We start from the raw sequence: 15,021 nt of genomic DNA, 5'->3' as shown, positions 1-15,021 counted from the left end.
AACCATGAGCAGAATAAAAGTCGGAGTAGTCGGGGCGGGCGTCGGTCGTTCCCACGTTGAGGCCTATAACGCGCTTCCGGACCAGTACGAGGTCATCGCGATTTGTGATCTGAACGAAGAACGCGCGCGGGAAGCTGCAGATGCGCAAGGTGTCGAAAATGTCGTAACCTCGCTTGAGCAACTGTTTGATCTGGGGCCGGACATTATCAACCTTTGCACCCCGTCAGGCTTGCACTTCAAGCAAACCTTGCAGGTGCTCGACGCCGGTTTCAACGTAGTGGTCGAAAAGCCGGTCGGCCAAAGCCTCGCCGAGGTCGATGCACTGATTGAGGCCGAAGCAAATGCCAAGGGCTGGGTCTGCCCGATCTTCCAGTATCGTTTCGGCCTGGGCGTTCAGAAGCTACAGCATCTGATGGCCAAGGGCTTTGCTAAACAGGCCTCGGTTGGCACGTTTGAGACGCATTGGTATCGCGGTTCGGCCTACTACGACGCGGCGGCGTGGCGCGGGACGTTTGACGGGGAGTTGGGTGGTTGTCTGACCACCCATGCGATTCATATCCACGACATCATGTGTGAATTGATGGGGCCGATTTCGTCTGTTCATGCGCGCACATCGCGGATGTTGAATGGCAATGAAACCGAGGACATTGCCGTGCTTTCGCTGGCATTTGAATCAGGCGCGTTCGCGACGTCCTCGGTGTCGCTCGGGTCGCGGGAACAGGTATCGCGCATTCGGTTGTGTTTCGATGACCTGGTCGCGGAAAGCGGTCGCGATCCCTACAACCCCGGTCATGACCCCTGGGCCTTCCCGAATGACGATGCCAATCAGCAGGCACGTATTGCCGATGCCCTGTCGGATTTTGAGCCACAGACGGAACGCTTCACGGGTCAGTTCGACCGCCTTCATCATGCGATCACCAACTGCACGGCACTGCCTGTCACGCTCAAGGATTCGCGGCGTTCCGTCGAATTGCTGACTGCGGCCTATTACTCCGCTCGCACGGGTGAACAGGTCACACTTCCCGTTACTTCCGACCACCCGTTCTATTCGGGTTGGGTCGAGATACTGAAGAAAGATATCGCGCATGGCTAATCTCGAACTGCGACAGGTCAAGAAACGTTTCGGGGCGGTCGAGGTCATCCACGGTATCGACCTCAAGATCGATGACGGCGAGTTCGTGGTCTTTGTCGGTCCCTCCGGCTGCGGTAAGTCCACCTTGCTGCGCATGATTGCCGGGCTTGAAAGCATTTCCGACGGTGATGTTCTGATCGACGGCGAGGAAATGAACGAGATGCCCGCTGCCAAGCGCGAGCTTGCGATGGTGTTCCAGTCCTACGCGCTTTATCCGCATATGTCGGTGAGAAAGAACCTTTCTTTCGGCTTGGAAACGATGAAGGTCAGCAAGGATGAAATCAAAAAGCACGTGCAACAGGCTGCTGATATCCTTCAGATCAATGAACTGCTCGACCGCAAGCCGGGGCAGCTGTCGGGCGGCCAGCGTCAGCGTGTCGCGATTGGTCGGGCGATTGTCCGCGAGCCGAAGATTTTCCTGTTCGACGAGCCCCTGTCCAACCTGGATGCAGAATTGCGCATGCAGATGCGGGTGGAAATCAACAAGCTGCATCGCCGCCTGAAATCCACGATGATTTTTGTCACTCACGATCAGGTCGAGGCCATGACCCTTGCGGATCGGATCGTCGTGCTGCGCAAGGGGGTGATCGAACAGGTCGGCACGCCGCTGGACCTCTACAACAACCCTCAAAACATCTTTGTCGCCGGCTTTATAGGCAGTCCGCGTATGAACTTCCTCGATGGGAAAGTCACGCGGATCGAAAATGATGCGACGGTGATTTCTCTGGCCGCGGGTGGTGAAGTATCCGCATCGCTCAAATCTTCTCCAGCGGTTGGAAGCGATGTGACCGTCGGCGTGCGCCCTGAACATCTCTTGCCGGTGAAGGGAACCGGTGCGTTGTCTGGCGAAGCGCAGATCGCCGAGCAACTGGGCGGCGAAACCTATGTTTACACCACGCTGAACAATGGCTCGACAGCTACGGTCGAGATCAAAGGACAGGCCGATGTGGCGGCAGGGGACCCAATGCAACTCGATATTGATCCGGACAAGTTTCATGTTTTTGGTGCGGATGAGCAGGTCATAGATCGCGTTTGACGTATGAATACGCATAGAAATCAATGACCTTTGGTTTCCAAAGGATGGGTTTCCATGCGTGAGGCAAAATAAGTATGACTATATGATAATAACCGCTTGACCTCCTTCTGTGCTCCTGTAATTTCTCCGACAAATAGATTCACCGCTACTCGGGAGGCTCTCGCGGATGAAAGTTCAAGCGGCCCTGCACAAGGAATTCAAAATCGCTCGCATCGACGACCGGCTCTATTCGGCGTTTATCGAGCATATGGGACGAGCGATCTACAGCGGGATTTACGAGCCCGGCCATCCGCAGGCTGACGCGCATGGGTTCCGTAAGGATGTCGCCGCATTGGTGCGCGATCTGAATATCCCGGCGATCCGCTATCCGGGCGGAAACTTCGTATCTGCCTACAATTGGGAAGACGGCATCGGTCCGATTGAAGATCGCCCCGTGCGGCTCGACCTTGCATGGCGGTCGAAGGAAACCAACCATGTTGGCACCAATGAATTCGCAGTCTGGGCGAAGGATGTGGGCATCGATATGATGCTGGCCGTCAATCTGGGCTCGCGCGGCCTGTCCGATGCCCGGAACTTCATGGAATATGTGAACCATCCGGGCGGGACCTATTGGTCGGATTTGCGCCGCAGTCACGGCGTCGAAGACCCTTACGACGTCAAGATGTGGTGTCTGGGCAACGAGATGGACGGCCCTTGGCAGATCGGTCACAAGGAAGCCAAGGAATACGGTCGCCTTGCAGATGAAACCGCGAAGGCGCTGCGCGGCTTGACGCCCGACGCGGAGATGATCGTCTGCGGCAGTTCCAACGATGAGATGGCAACCTATCCCGACTGGGAACGCGGCGTGCTGGAAGAATGCTACGAGAATGTCGATTACATCTCGCTGCACAAATACTTCGGCAACTCCTCGGGCGACACGCTGAACTTCTTCGGAAAGATCGAGGAAACCGGCCGCTACATTCAGGCCATCGGCGGTGTTATCGACTTCGTGAAAGCCAAGAAACGCGCGAAGAACGATATCTACATCTGCTTCGACGAATGGAACGTCTGGTATCACAACCGCGAAGAAGACTCCAAGAACTGGAAAAGCTGGGACTGGCCGGAGGCGCCTGCGCTGCTTGAAGAAGACTACAACTTCGAAGATGCGCTGTTCATCGGGGGCCTGCTGAATGAATTCATCCGCCGGTCCGACCGTGTCAAGATCGCCTGTATCGCGCAGCTTGTGAATGTCATCGCGCCAATCCGTGCCGAGAAGGGTGGTCCGGCCTGGCGTCAAACCATCTACTACCCCTATCAGTTCGCCTCGCTCTACGGTCGTGGCGATGCATTGAATGTCAGTGTGAATGGCCCGACTTATGATTGTTCGGTTGCCGACGACGTGCAGTATCTCGATGTTGCCGCAGTCCATAACACGGACGAACAAGCCGTCACCCTGTTCATCTTGAACCGTCATCTGACCGACACCGTGGACCTCGATATGGATCTGGCAGGCTTCGTGAACGCAAAGGTAGCCATGCACAAGGTGATGGCGGGTCACGATCTGCGCCTGACCAACGGGCCGGACAACCCCGACCGCGTCTCGCCGAAAGACGGCAGCGGCGTGGGCGTGGAAGATGGAAAACTTCGTGGCAATCTGCCGCCGCTCTCTTATCATGTTGTCCGACTGGACGTGAGCTGAGGGGGCAGACATGAGTGGCGTTCGACTAACCAATGTCCAAAAGAACTACGGCGACGCGAAAGTCATTCACGACGTCTCATTGGAAGTGCCACAGGGCGAGTTCGGCGTTTTCGTCGGCCCGTCCGGCTGCGGCAAGTCCACCCTGCTGCGCATGATTGCAGGGCTGGAGGACGTCAGCGGTGGCACCGTGGAAATCGGCGGGCAGGACGTCACCGATGTCGAACCCGCTGATCGTGGCGTGGCGATGGTCTTCCAGTCTTACGCGCTTTATCCGCATCTGACCGTGTTCGAGAACATGGCGTTCAGTCTGCGTCTGGCCAAAGCGCCGAAGGCCACCGTTAAGGAAAAGGTGGTCGAAGCCGCCCGTATCCTGCAACTGGAAGAACAGCTTGAAAAGAAGCCCTCGCAGCTTTCGGGCGGTCAACGACAAAGGGTCGCCATCGGCCGTGCCATTGTGCGCGAGCCGAAGGTTTTCCTGTTTGACGAACCGCTGTCCAACCTCGATGCGGAACTGCGCGTGCAGATGCGTCTGGAACTGACCCGCCTGCACCGTCAGATAGGCGCAACGATGATCTATGTTACCCATGATCAGGTCGAGGCGATGACGCTCGCCGACAAGATTTTCGTGCTGAAGGATGGCTATGTTCAGCAGGCGGGTGCACCGCTGGAGCTTTATGACGACCCTGATAACCGCTTCGTGGGCGGTTTCATCGGTTCGCCGGCGATGAACTTCCTGTCCGGCAAGGTGGTCCAGCGCAGCGGTGAGAATGTCGAGGTCCTGCTCGACAACGGCGATACCCATCGCTTGGTGGCACGTGTTGCCAGCGACACGATTGCCGAAGGAACCCAAGTGACACTCGGCATTCGTCCTGAACACATGCGGATCGACGAAGCTGGCGCCCGTGCTACAATCGAGATGGCAGAAGAACTGGGGGACGTGTCCTATCTGCACGCCACTATGCCCGGCGATCTGGAACTGGTGATGGAGCGCCGCGGCAATCGCGAGCGGCTTGACGGCAAGACAGTCGGCATTTCTGCCGATCCAAAGGATGTGCTGGTCTTTGATCCTGAAGGCCAGCGGCTGCGGTGAAACAACCCGCTTAAATGGCGCATAATGCGCAAGGTTCTGTTAGGGAGGGAACTTACATGAAACTCATGAAGGCAGCACTTCTGGCCTCGGTCACCGGCCTAGTCGCCGTGCCTGCTCTGGCGCAGCAAGAAGTCGTTTGGTGGGACTTCCTTGCCGGCGGTGACGGCGTCCGGATGAAAGCCCTGATCAACCAATTCAACGAAGAACACCCCGATATCCAGATTTCGGGCACGACACTGGAATGGGGTGTGCCGTTCTACACCAAGGTTCGCACATCCGCCGCTGTCGGACAGGGGCCGGACGTGATGACCTATCACCTGTCGCGGCTGCCGCTCGCGCTGGAAGAGGGTGTTCTGACACCGATCACTGATGACGATCTTGCGGCTGCTGACCTCAGCAAGGACGATTTCTTCCCCGCACCAATTCAGGCTGCAACTGGCGATGACGGTCAGCTTTACGCTATTCCGTTCGATATCCACTCGCTGGTTCTTTACTACAACAAGAGCTTCCTGGAAGGTTCTGAATTCCTTGATGACAACGGAAATCTGACGGGAATCGGCAGCTTGGAGGACTTCCAGCGCGCCCTCGATATCGCCAAGGAAAACGGTTCTGAGACGCCGCTGTCATACCAGACTGGCGGTGAGGGGGGTGTCTTCCGTGTATTCTACACGCTGCTGGCCCAGCAAGGCGGCACTCTGATCGAAAACGGCGAGGTTCTTCCGGGCGACAACGTCGAAAAAGCGGTCCGTGCGATCCAGATCATGACCGACTGGTCGGAGCAGGGCTACACGCCCGAACAGGCCGAATACGAAGCGTCGGTCGCATTGTTCACTTCGGGCCAATCTGCGTTCCAGTTGAACGGCGTTTGGGAAGTTCCGACCATGAACGATATGGCTGCGGACGGAACGCTTGGCTACGAATGGGGCGCTGTGCAGGTGCCGACGTTGCTTGAACAGGAAGCGACATGGGCTGACAGCCACGCTTTCGCAATCCCCGTGCAGGGCGACGAGGAAATGGACCCCGCCAAACGTGAAGCTGTCATGACCGTTATCGGCTGGATGGAAAAACATGCACTCGCCTGGGCCGATGCCGGGCACATTCCAGCGTACAAGCCGGTCGCCGACAGTGCCGAGTACAAAGCGATGGAACCTAACGCGACCTATGCATCGCTTGCGAATACGGCCGTGTTCGATCCGCGTTCGCCCATCGCTGGCGTTGCGTCGCCGGTCTATGATGCGGCGATCAATGTGATTGCCCCTGCGATCCATGGTTATTTGTCGCCCGAAGATGCGGTCGCGCAGATCCAGTCCGATCTTCAAGGCCTGATCCGCTAATCCGGTAGCCGCCGCGCTTTATGCGCGGCGGCGTCCGATTTGGAATACTAAGGGAGGGTCCTGCCGTGGCCATGCTCCAGAACCGGCGCAAGCATGTGCTGATTGCTTTCAGCCTTGTGGCGCCATTCGTCGCCATCTTCGGACTGGTCTTTCTGTATCCGCTCATCAAGGTGATACAGCTCAGTTTTACTAACGCGCCCTTGATCGGCGATGGTGAATGGATCGGTCTGGCCAATTATAAACAGCTTCTCGCTGATCGGCTCTTCTGGACGTCCCTTAAGAACAACGGCTACTTCATTGTTTTGACGGTGGTTCCTACGACCATCATCGCGCTCGGTATCGCGTTGATGGTCAACCGACTGGCAGGGCGCTGGCAGGCCGCCATGCTGGCACTGTTCTTTCTGCCGTATATTTTGCCTGTGTCCGTGGTCACGCAAATCTGGGCGTGGATGCTGGATTTCCAGTTTGGCATCCTTCAACCCATGATCGAATTCTTCATCGGAAAACCGATCCCGGTCTTCAAGAACCCGCACTGGGTCATGCCCACGATTGCTGCCGTGACGATCTGGTGGACCAATGGCTTCAACGTGCTGCTGTTTCTCGCCGGGCTTCGTAACATCCCCGCCGAGCTGTACGAGGCCGCTGCCCTCGACGGTGCAAAGAAACGACAGCAATTCATGCGGGTGACGTGGCCGTTGCTTTGGCCGGTGACGGCGCTGGTGCTGACGTTGCAACTGATCTTGCAGTTGAAGATTTTCGATCAGGTCTATCTGCTCAGCAACGGGGGGCCGTTCAATTCGTCCTATGTGCTGCTGATGCAGGTGTATCGCGAGGCTTTCCAGTTGAACAACGGCGGCTATGCCTCTGCAATTGCGTTGGTTTTGTTCGTGATCATCGTGGCGGTATCAGTGCTGCAATTCCAGATACTTCGCATCGGGGGGCGTAAGTGATGACCAAGGCACGCAAGGTTGAGAACCGCCTCCTGACGTTTTTCACGTTGATCTGCGGGGCGATCTGGTTCTTCCCGATTTACTGGGCGCTGATTACCTCCCTGCGGTCGGAGCAGAACGTGGTAAGCGAAGCGGCCGGCATTATTCCCGACGAGTTCAAACTCGATGCCTTCATGGCCGCCTTGTTCGATACGAAGCTCATGTCATGGTATTGGAACTCGATCGGCACCTCGGTGCTAATCACGGTGATTGTACTGATCACAGGCATGATGTGTGCGTATGCCTTGTCGCAAATGCGGTTCCCCGGTCGGCGTCTTCTCTACGGTGTTGTGCTGGCGAGCTTCATGGTGCCGACGCAGGCGCTGGTGGTGACGCAGTTCATCCTGATGAACGATCTTGGACTGATCAACACATGGGCGGGCATTATCCTTCCGCAGTTGATCGTTCCGGTGGTTATCATCGTCTACAAGCAGTTCTTCGACGCTGTGCCGAAAGAAATGCGTGAAGCTGTCGTTCTGGACGGAGGCGGTGAATACACGCTGCTGTGGAAAGTGTATCTGCCATTGAACTGGGGTATTACGACCGCCTTGGCGATCATTACCTTCATCATGGCTTGGAATTCCTTCTTCTGGCCGTTCCTGGTCGTGACGACCGAGGATATGATGACCATTCCAGTGGGCATCACACAGGTTAACGACGCGTTCGGTGTGGCTTATGCGCGGATCATGGCCGTGGCCCTTCTGGCCGCGATGCCGGTGGCGCTGGCCTATCTGATCTTCCAGAAGAAAGTGACAGAAGCAGTGATGATTTCCTCGGGTGTGAAGGGCTGAAGACCGCTGATCCTGCAAGGGCGGCGAAATCCGCTCTTGCCGTTCGGGCAGGGTGGGATAGGCTTGCGAAAAACGCAGGCAGAAGGTCTATCGATATGCAGTTTACCCGCCGCACCATCACGCTCGCGCTTGCCGCAGCCGGTCTGCAGGCATGCAGCAGTGGCGCAAGTCATCTTTCGCCCTCCAGCGATACCCCGCTCGATGCGTCCATGCGTCCGCAGGCCAATTCGGGCTACGATGCATGGGTCGCGTCCTTCCGCAGCCGTGCCTTGTCGAGCGGCATCTCGACATCTACCGTCGATACGGCGTTTCGAGGGTCGGGCTACCTGCCGGGCGTGATTGAACGTGACCGCAACCAGACCGAGTTCACACGGACGCTGGAAGACTACCTCGCCATTGCGGCATCGGATAAGAAAGTATCCAACGGTCGTCAGAAGCTGCGGCAGTATTCGGGCGTCCTGTCCCGGATAGAAAGCCGCTACGGTGTGGAGCCGCAGGTCGTTGTCGCGGTTTGGGGTATGGAAAGCAGCTATGGCGAGCGGCGCGGGAACATTCCGGTTGTCTCGGCGCTTAGCACGCTGGCTTATGACGGGCGACGCGGGTCGTTCTTCGAAAGCCAGTTGATCGCTGCGCTGCGCATCCTGCAGAACGGTGACACGACGGTGGCCAACATGACCGGCAGCTGGGCCGGCGCGATGGGGCACACGCAGTTCATTCCGACATCCTACCTGGCCTATGCGGTGGATTTCACGGGCGACGGGCGGCGCGACATCTGGTCGAACGATCCGACTGACTCGCTGGCTTCTACTGCCGCGTATCTATCGCGATCGGGCTGGCGTCATGGCCAGCCTTGGGGCATGGAGGTCCGTCTGCCTGCCGGCTTCAACATGGGACTGACCGGGCGCGGGACGAAACGCAGCCCGTCAAGCTGGGCGTCAATGGGGGTGCGTGATGTGAATGGTCGGCCGGTGCCGGATCACGGGCAGGCGTCCATTATCATTCCGCAGGGCACGAATGGCCCGGCTTTCATGACCTTTGACAATTTCACTGTGATCACCCGGTACAACAACGCCGAAAAATACGTGATCGGCGTGGGGCATCTGTCCGACCGCATCACGGGCGGACCGCCCATTCAGGCGAGCTTCCCGCCGGATCAGTACGGGCTGACCATCGAGGATCGAAAATCGCTGCAAAGTCGTCTGACGGCCAACGGCTTTGATACTGGCGGCGCGGATGGTGTCGTCGGGCCGGATACGCGTGCGGCAATTTCCGGCTATCAGCAGCGCAACGGCCTTCCGGTCACCGGAGAGCCGTCTCGTGCGCTGCTGACCCGTTTGGGCGGCTGAGGCCTTCTTACTCGATCGGGGTCAGGCGGAAGCGTCCCAACACCAGCGCGGAAATGCAGGCTGCAATCAGCCCGCATAGCGCAATCACGGCAACCATTGGTGTTGCCGTGCCGTTGAAAAACGGGCTGGCGATGGTGATCATCATTCCGCCGACCATCATCTGAAGCGTCCCGCCCAGCGATGAGGCCAGCCCGGCAATGTCGCCGTGATTGTCTAGCGCCATGACCATGGTGGTGGGCATTACAATGCCCAAACAGGCATTCGAGATGAACAGGCCACCGACCAGAACGGGCAGGGTTGTCCACCCGGCCAGAGTGACGAACAGCAGGATCGCGCTGAAGATCGAAAAGCCTGTCACGCCCAGAGACACTGTTCGCGCCATGCCGATGCGATCACTGATGGGCGCCGCCATTTGCGACGCGCTGAAGAAGCCCACTGCGTTGATCGCAAATGCCAGGCTGAAACCCATCGGTGACAGACCATATTGCTCTGTATAGACGAAGGAGGCGCTGGCAATGAAGACGAAGAAGCTCGACATCGCGAAACCGCCGATGAAGGTCAGGCCCATGAACATGCGGTCGGTCACCAGGATGCGGCAACCGCGGATCATGGATTTCAGGTTCATGGGGCGGCGCGCGTCATCCGCCAGTGTCTCGGGCAGCATGAAACGTGTCAGCGCCAGGCCGATCAGACCCGCGACCACCAGGGCCAGGAAAATCCCGCGCCAAGATGCGAACAGGATGATCAGGCTGCCAGCCAGCGGCGCCAGCATGGGTGAGATACTGATCACCAGCATGATCAACGCCATGAGGCGGGTGGCCTCGCTGCCGGTATGCATGTCGCGAATGATGGCGCGTGGCACCACCATCAGCACTGCCGCACCCAGACCCTGAACCGTGCGACTGGCGGTCAGCCATTCAATCGAGGGTGAAAGCCAACAGCCGATGGATCCCAGCAGGAAGATCGCCAAACCGACATACAGCGGCACCTTGCGCCCCGATTGATCCGCCCACGGGCCATAGATCATCTGAGCAATGCCGAACGCCAGGAAATACCCTGTCAGCGTGGTCTGCGTAGCGGCAACGGTCGTGTCCAGCTGCGCGGCAATTTCCGGCAGTGCAGGAAGATACATGTCGATGGCGAACGGGCCGATACTGGATAACAGACCAAGCACAACGGCGGATCTGAGCAAATGCCGTGCCATGGCGGGCTCCACTTTCTGACAGACGTAACGGATTGCGGCGACTCGGTTCGGTCGCAGGCCGGTCGCATATAGCAGCCGCCGTCACGGAAGGCACCCCATAAAGTGAGCGCTAATCGGTCGCGATCCTGGCCTTGCCGTCCATCTTGGCGGCCACGCGGTCCTTGCCATCGACGATGACGACCCGCATCTTTTCGGCGGCCAGTTCGGCATTGCGCGCGGCGATGGCTTCGGCGATTTCGCCATGCGCATCGACGGACAGACTGTGGCTTTCGGGCTGCTCTGCGGGCGAGCTGAGCGTGAACGCAGAAGCCAAACCCGCTTCGATCAGATTTCCGACACTATACATGAACGGATTGCGCGACGCGCGGAGTACGACGAGGTGAAACTCGAGATCCGCAATTGCGAAGTCCTGGGTGTTCGTGGCATTGCGCATCCCCTCCACATGCAGTTGCATTTCCGTGATTTCGTCGTCGGAGGCGTTCTGTGCAGCTAGACCTGCGGCGAAGGGCTCGAAGGATAGCCGCATGTCACACAGATGATCCAGAAACTGCTGGTCCACGCCGGTTTGGAAGAACCAACTCAGCACGTCGGAATCGAACAGGTTCCATTTTTCGCGCGGCGTTACGCGGGTTCCGACACGCGCCCGCGCGACGATCATGCCCTTGGCCGCCAGTGTTTTCATCGTCTCGCGCAGTACCGTGCGTGACACGTGAAAGCGTTCGGCCAAATCCTGATCGCCGGGCAGGGTGGAGCCGACGGGATAGGTTCCGTCAACGATCTCACGGCCCAGCACGCCGACGACATGGGCGTGACTGTTTCTGGTTTCCTGACCGGTGATGACAGATTTCAGCAATGCCATGGATCGTGGTTCACTCGTCAGGTCGCGGCCTTGCGGCGCAGGGTCAGTTGCAAGAGGCCCTTCTGTAGCAGGATGAACCCGAACAGCAAGGCACCGATGACGATCTTCGTCCACCAACTCGATAAGGTGCCGTCAAAGATGATATAGGTCTGGATCAGCCCCATGATCAGTACACCGATCAAGGTGCCTGCGACAAAGCCGCTGCCGCCGGTCAACAGTGTGCCGCCGATCACAACCGCGGCGATTGCGTCCAGTTCCACGCCAACCGTGGCCAGTGAGTACCCGGCGGACGTGTAGATCGCGAAAACGATCCCGGACAATCCGGCCAGAAATCCCGACAACGCGTACACGCCAATCGTGGTGCGACCGACTGGAACGCCCATCAGCTTGGCCGCCGCAGCACCACCGCCAAGGGCATAGACATTGGTTCCGAAGCGGGTTTTGTGCGCGATTATGATACCGGCAATCACGGTCAGGACCATCAATCCACCGATCAATGTCAGACGACCCTTGCCGGGCATCAGGTAATACATGCCGGACAGCGTATCGAAAAATTCATGCTGGATCGGGACGGAGTCGATGGACAACACATAGGCCATGCCGCGGGCCAGAAACATTCCGGCAAGGGTCACGATGAAAGGTGGCATCTCCAGTGAATAGATCAGCCATCCCATGAATGCGCCGAACAGGGTGGTGACGATCAGCAGCATGGCGAAAACGGGCATGGGGTGCAGTCCTGTGTCCCGCAAAACGACTGCGATGAACACGCCGGAGAAGGCAATGACCGACCCGACTGACAGATCAATGCCGCCGGAGATGATCACGAAGGTCATGCCCACGGCGACGATGCCCAGAAACGCGTTGTCCGTCAGAAGATTGCCCACAACCCGCGTGGACAGCATTGCCGGATACTGGGCGTAGCAAATCGCGTAGGCGATCAGGAAGATCGCCAGTGTCGCCAGCAGGGGCAGAAAGCGCGAATTCATTCCGTGGCCTCCTTGGATTGCGGGTGTCTCCTGAACAGCAGCCTCAAGGACGGGACGGCGTCGCGAATACGCGGAGATTGCAGTACGAGGATCACGAGGATGATTGCGGCCTTGATGATGAGGTTGAACTCCGGCGGAAAGCCGGACAGCAAGATCCCGGTGTTCACGGATTGAATGACCATCGCACCGATCAGGGACGCCACGATGGAGAAGCGACCGCCCAGCAAGGAATTTCCGCCTATCACGACCGCCAGGATTGCATCCAGTTCCAGCCATAAACCCGCGTTGTTCGCGTCGGCGCCGTTAATATCCGCAGTAACAATCACGCCTGCGATCGCCGCACAGAGCCCGGATACCATATAGACCGAGATCAACAGGATGCGTGTGTTCAGGCCCGCCAGAACGGAGGCACGAAGATTGATACCGACCGCCTCGATCAGCATGCCAAGGGCGGATCTGCGTACGATGAATGTGGCCAGTAGGGCCATTCCGAACCAGATCAGAATTGGAATGGGCACAGTTGCCAGGGTGCCGGATCCGACTGCGGAGAGAGCCGGATCGTTGAAGGTCAGGATGGCTCCTTCGGTAATCAGTTGGGCAATGCCTCGCCCGGCAACCATCAGGATCAACGTCGCGACGATGGGCTGAATTTTCAGAATGGCCACCAGAATGCCGTTCCACAACCCGCAAAGCAGCCCCGCACCGAGCGCAAGCAGGATCGCAATGAATACGCTATGTCCTGATGTTATGCTTGCTGCAGCCACTGCCCCGCTGATCGCCATGACGGCACCCACGGACAGGTCGATCCCCCTGGTCGCGATGACCAGCGTCATGCCGATAGCCAGCAAAGCGACCGGCGCGCCACGGTTCAGGATATCGACGGGGCTGCCATAGAGACGGCCGGTGGCGATGGAGATTTCGAAGAAGCCGGGGAACACCATTGCGACCATTGCCAGTACGGCAGCCAACGTCAGGAGTTGCGGCAAGATACGGCGAAACAGGGCGGAGCCGTTCATGCGTGATGTTCCTTTCGCTCATGTGAGGCGATCGCCGCCACCATGTTGTCGGTCGTGATGTCCTCGCCGACCAGTTCGGCGACATGCGCCCGATCCCGCAGGACAATGACACGGTGGCTGTAGGCGACCAGCTCATCCAGTTCAGAAGAGATGACCAGCAGCGACATGCCTTCTTCGCACAGGGCTTCAATCAGTCGAATGATTTCTGCATGCGCGCCCACATCGATCCCGCGCGTGGGTTCGTCGAGGATCAGGAACTCTGGATTTGTTGCCATCCAGCGCGCCAGGATCACCTTCTGCTGGTTGCCACCGGACAACTGGCCGACCGGTTTTTCCGCATTCGGTGTGCGGATATCGAGGCTGCGAATGTATTTCTCGGCCAAGCTGGTTTGTTCTCGACGGGGAATGGGCCGTGACCATCCGCGTCGTGCCTGCAAGGCCAGCGCGATGTTTTCACGCACGGACAGATCGGCGATGATGCCATCCACTTTACGATCTTCGGGACAGAACCCGAAGCTATGAGCGATGGCATCTCGGGGGCTGTTCAGGGCAAGCTGATCGCCGTTCTTGATAGCTTTGCCGCTGTCATGTGCGGCTACGCCAAACAGGGTTTCGGCAGTTTCCGTGCGGCCGGATCCGAGCAGGCCAGCCACGCCCACAACCTCGCCGCGTTTGATCGTCAGGTCGAACTTGTCGATGCGACCGCGTTTCCCGAACTCGCGGAATTCAAGTGCGACCGGTGCGTCTGAGGGAAGAGATTTGCCCTGGGTACGCTCGGTTTCGCTCAATTCACGCCCGAGCATCATGTTGACCAGTTGCAGACGGTCCATCCCTGCAGCGTCTACGGAGGCAACATGCTGACCGTTGCGCAGAACCGTGATACTGTCGCTGATTGCAAAGACCTGATCCAGAAAATGCGAGATGAAGATGATACCCAATCCGCGAGCCTTCAGCTTTCGGACCACGCCGAAAAGCATCTCGACTTCCTGCGCGTCAAGGCTGGCGGTTGGTTCGTCGAGGATCAGCACCTTTCCGGACAGTTCCGTCGCCCGCGCGATCGCGATGATTTGCTGGATGGCAACCGAATAGCTGTCAAGCGTGTGTGATACCTCGATGTCCAGCCCGAACTTGTCCAGTATGGCGCGCGCCTCTCGGTTCATCCGGCGCGTGTCGATCAGGCCGAACCGTTTGGGTTGGTGACCGAGCAGCAGGTTTTCCGCTACCGTCAAGTTTGGCAGCAAATTGACCTCTTGGTAAACGGTCCCGATCCCAAGTGCCTGCGCATCCAGCGTGCCCTTCGGATCGATTGGTTGCCCGTCCAACAGGATATCTCCACCATCGCGTCGATATGCGCCCGTCAGGCATTTGATCAGCGTGGATTTTCCAGCACCGTTTTCTCCTAGCAACGCGTGAACTTCGCCCGCGCGCAGGGTAAAATCGACCTTGTCCAGCGCGCGTGTGCCGGGAAATGTTTTGACCAGCGCCCGCGCCTCCAAGAGAGGTATACCCTCAACCAATGACAACTCCTATGGCTCGCGAACGGCGCGGTTACTCACGCCG

13 protein-coding genes are annotated in these 15,021 nt (G+C 58.2%); 8 read left to right on the top strand and 5 right to left on the bottom strand.

Annotation, left to right across the window (positions count from 1 at the left end; translation table 11 throughout):
• Positions 1 to 4 precede the first annotated feature (4 nt).
• The 8 genes from FPZ52_RS14405 to FPZ52_RS14370 all read left to right on the top strand — a co-directional run bounded on the left by FPZ52_RS14405 (position 5) and on the right by FPZ52_RS14370 (position 9,396).
• A complete protein-coding gene (locus FPZ52_RS14405) occupies positions 5 to 1,093 on the top strand; it encodes a Gfo/Idh/MocA family protein (RefSeq protein WP_146366307.1) in 1,089 nt (362 codons plus the stop codon).
• Entirely contained in the window at positions 1,086 to 2,168 is a 1,083-nt protein-coding gene (locus FPZ52_RS14400; protein ID WP_146366306.1) for an ABC transporter ATP-binding protein, read from the top strand. The genes FPZ52_RS14405 and FPZ52_RS14400 overlap by 8 nt, the downstream gene beginning before the upstream one ends.
• A gap of 166 nt (positions 2,169 to 2,334) precedes the next feature.
• The gene (gene arfA / locus FPZ52_RS14395; protein WP_146366305.1) at positions 2,335 to 3,846 is read left to right on the top strand and encodes an arabinosylfuranosidase ArfA; all 1,512 of its coding nucleotides are present in this window, start codon (positions 2,335 to 2,337) and stop codon (positions 3,844 to 3,846) included.
• A 10-nt stretch (positions 3,847 to 3,856) separates the two neighbouring features.
• Entirely contained in the window at positions 3,857 to 4,936 is a 1,080-nt protein-coding gene (locus FPZ52_RS14390) for an ABC transporter ATP-binding protein (RefSeq protein WP_146366304.1), read from the top strand.
• Positions 4,937 to 4,992: 56 nt separating this feature from the next.
• Complete coding sequence (locus FPZ52_RS14385) at positions 4,993 to 6,270, top strand: extracellular solute-binding protein (protein ID WP_146366303.1); 1,278 nt, start codon at positions 4,993 to 4,995, stop codon at positions 6,268 to 6,270.
• A 71-nt stretch (positions 6,271 to 6,341) separates the two neighbouring features.
• On the top strand, positions 6,342 to 7,220 hold the full coding sequence (locus FPZ52_RS14380) for a carbohydrate ABC transporter permease (protein WP_146366302.1): 879 nt from the start codon (positions 6,342 to 6,344) through the stop codon (positions 7,218 to 7,220).
• Positions 7,220 to 8,050: a carbohydrate ABC transporter permease gene (locus tag FPZ52_RS14375; RefSeq protein WP_146366301.1), complete on the top strand. Its 831-nt coding sequence runs from the start codon at positions 7,220 to 7,222 to the stop codon at positions 8,048 to 8,050. The genes FPZ52_RS14380 and FPZ52_RS14375 overlap by 1 nt, the downstream gene beginning before the upstream one ends.
• A gap of 95 nt (positions 8,051 to 8,145) precedes the next feature.
• Complete coding sequence (locus tag FPZ52_RS14370; RefSeq protein WP_146366300.1) at positions 8,146 to 9,396, top strand: lytic murein transglycosylase; 1,251 nt, start codon at positions 8,146 to 8,148, stop codon at positions 9,394 to 9,396.
• A 7-nt stretch (positions 9,397 to 9,403) separates the two neighbouring features.
• Here FPZ52_RS14370 and FPZ52_RS14365 read toward each other — a convergent pair whose 3' ends face one another.
• The 5 genes from FPZ52_RS14365 to ytfR form a co-directional block, all read right to left on the bottom strand.
• A complete protein-coding gene (locus tag FPZ52_RS14365; RefSeq protein ID WP_146366299.1) occupies positions 9,404 to 10,600 on the bottom strand; it encodes a multidrug effflux MFS transporter in 1,197 nt (398 codons plus the stop codon).
• A 109-nt stretch (positions 10,601 to 10,709) separates the two neighbouring features.
• Positions 10,710 to 11,459: a FadR/GntR family transcriptional regulator gene (locus FPZ52_RS14360; RefSeq protein ID WP_146366298.1), complete on the bottom strand. Its 750-nt coding sequence runs from the start codon at positions 11,457 to 11,459 to the stop codon at positions 10,710 to 10,712.
• 17 nt (positions 11,460 to 11,476) lie between these two features.
• Positions 11,477 to 12,445 carry a galactofuranose ABC transporter, permease protein YjfF gene (yjfF, locus tag FPZ52_RS14355; protein WP_146366297.1) on the bottom strand — a complete coding sequence of 323 codons (969 nt, stop codon included), beginning with the start codon at positions 12,443 to 12,445 and terminating at the stop codon, positions 11,477 to 11,479.
• Entirely contained in the window at positions 12,442 to 13,461 is a 1,020-nt protein-coding gene (locus FPZ52_RS14350) for an ABC transporter permease (RefSeq protein ID WP_146366296.1), read from the bottom strand. The genes yjfF and FPZ52_RS14350 overlap by 4 nt, the downstream gene beginning before the upstream one ends.
• Positions 13,458 to 14,978, bottom strand: a complete 1,521-nt coding sequence (gene ytfR / locus FPZ52_RS14345) for a galactofuranose ABC transporter, ATP-binding protein YtfR (protein WP_146366295.1) — start codon at positions 14,976 to 14,978, stop codon at positions 13,458 to 13,460. The genes FPZ52_RS14350 and ytfR overlap by 4 nt, the downstream gene beginning before the upstream one ends.
• Positions 14,979 to 15,021 lie beyond the last annotated feature (43 nt).

The sequence above is a fragment of the Qingshengfaniella alkalisoli genome (genome assembly GCF_007855645.1).
In the GTDB taxonomy this organism is placed as follows: Bacteria; Pseudomonadota; Alphaproteobacteria; order Rhodobacterales; family Rhodobacteraceae; genus Qingshengfaniella; species Qingshengfaniella alkalisoli.
The sequence above is the reverse complement of the archived record's forward strand: the minus strand, read 5'-3'. Positions and strand labels throughout refer to the sequence as shown.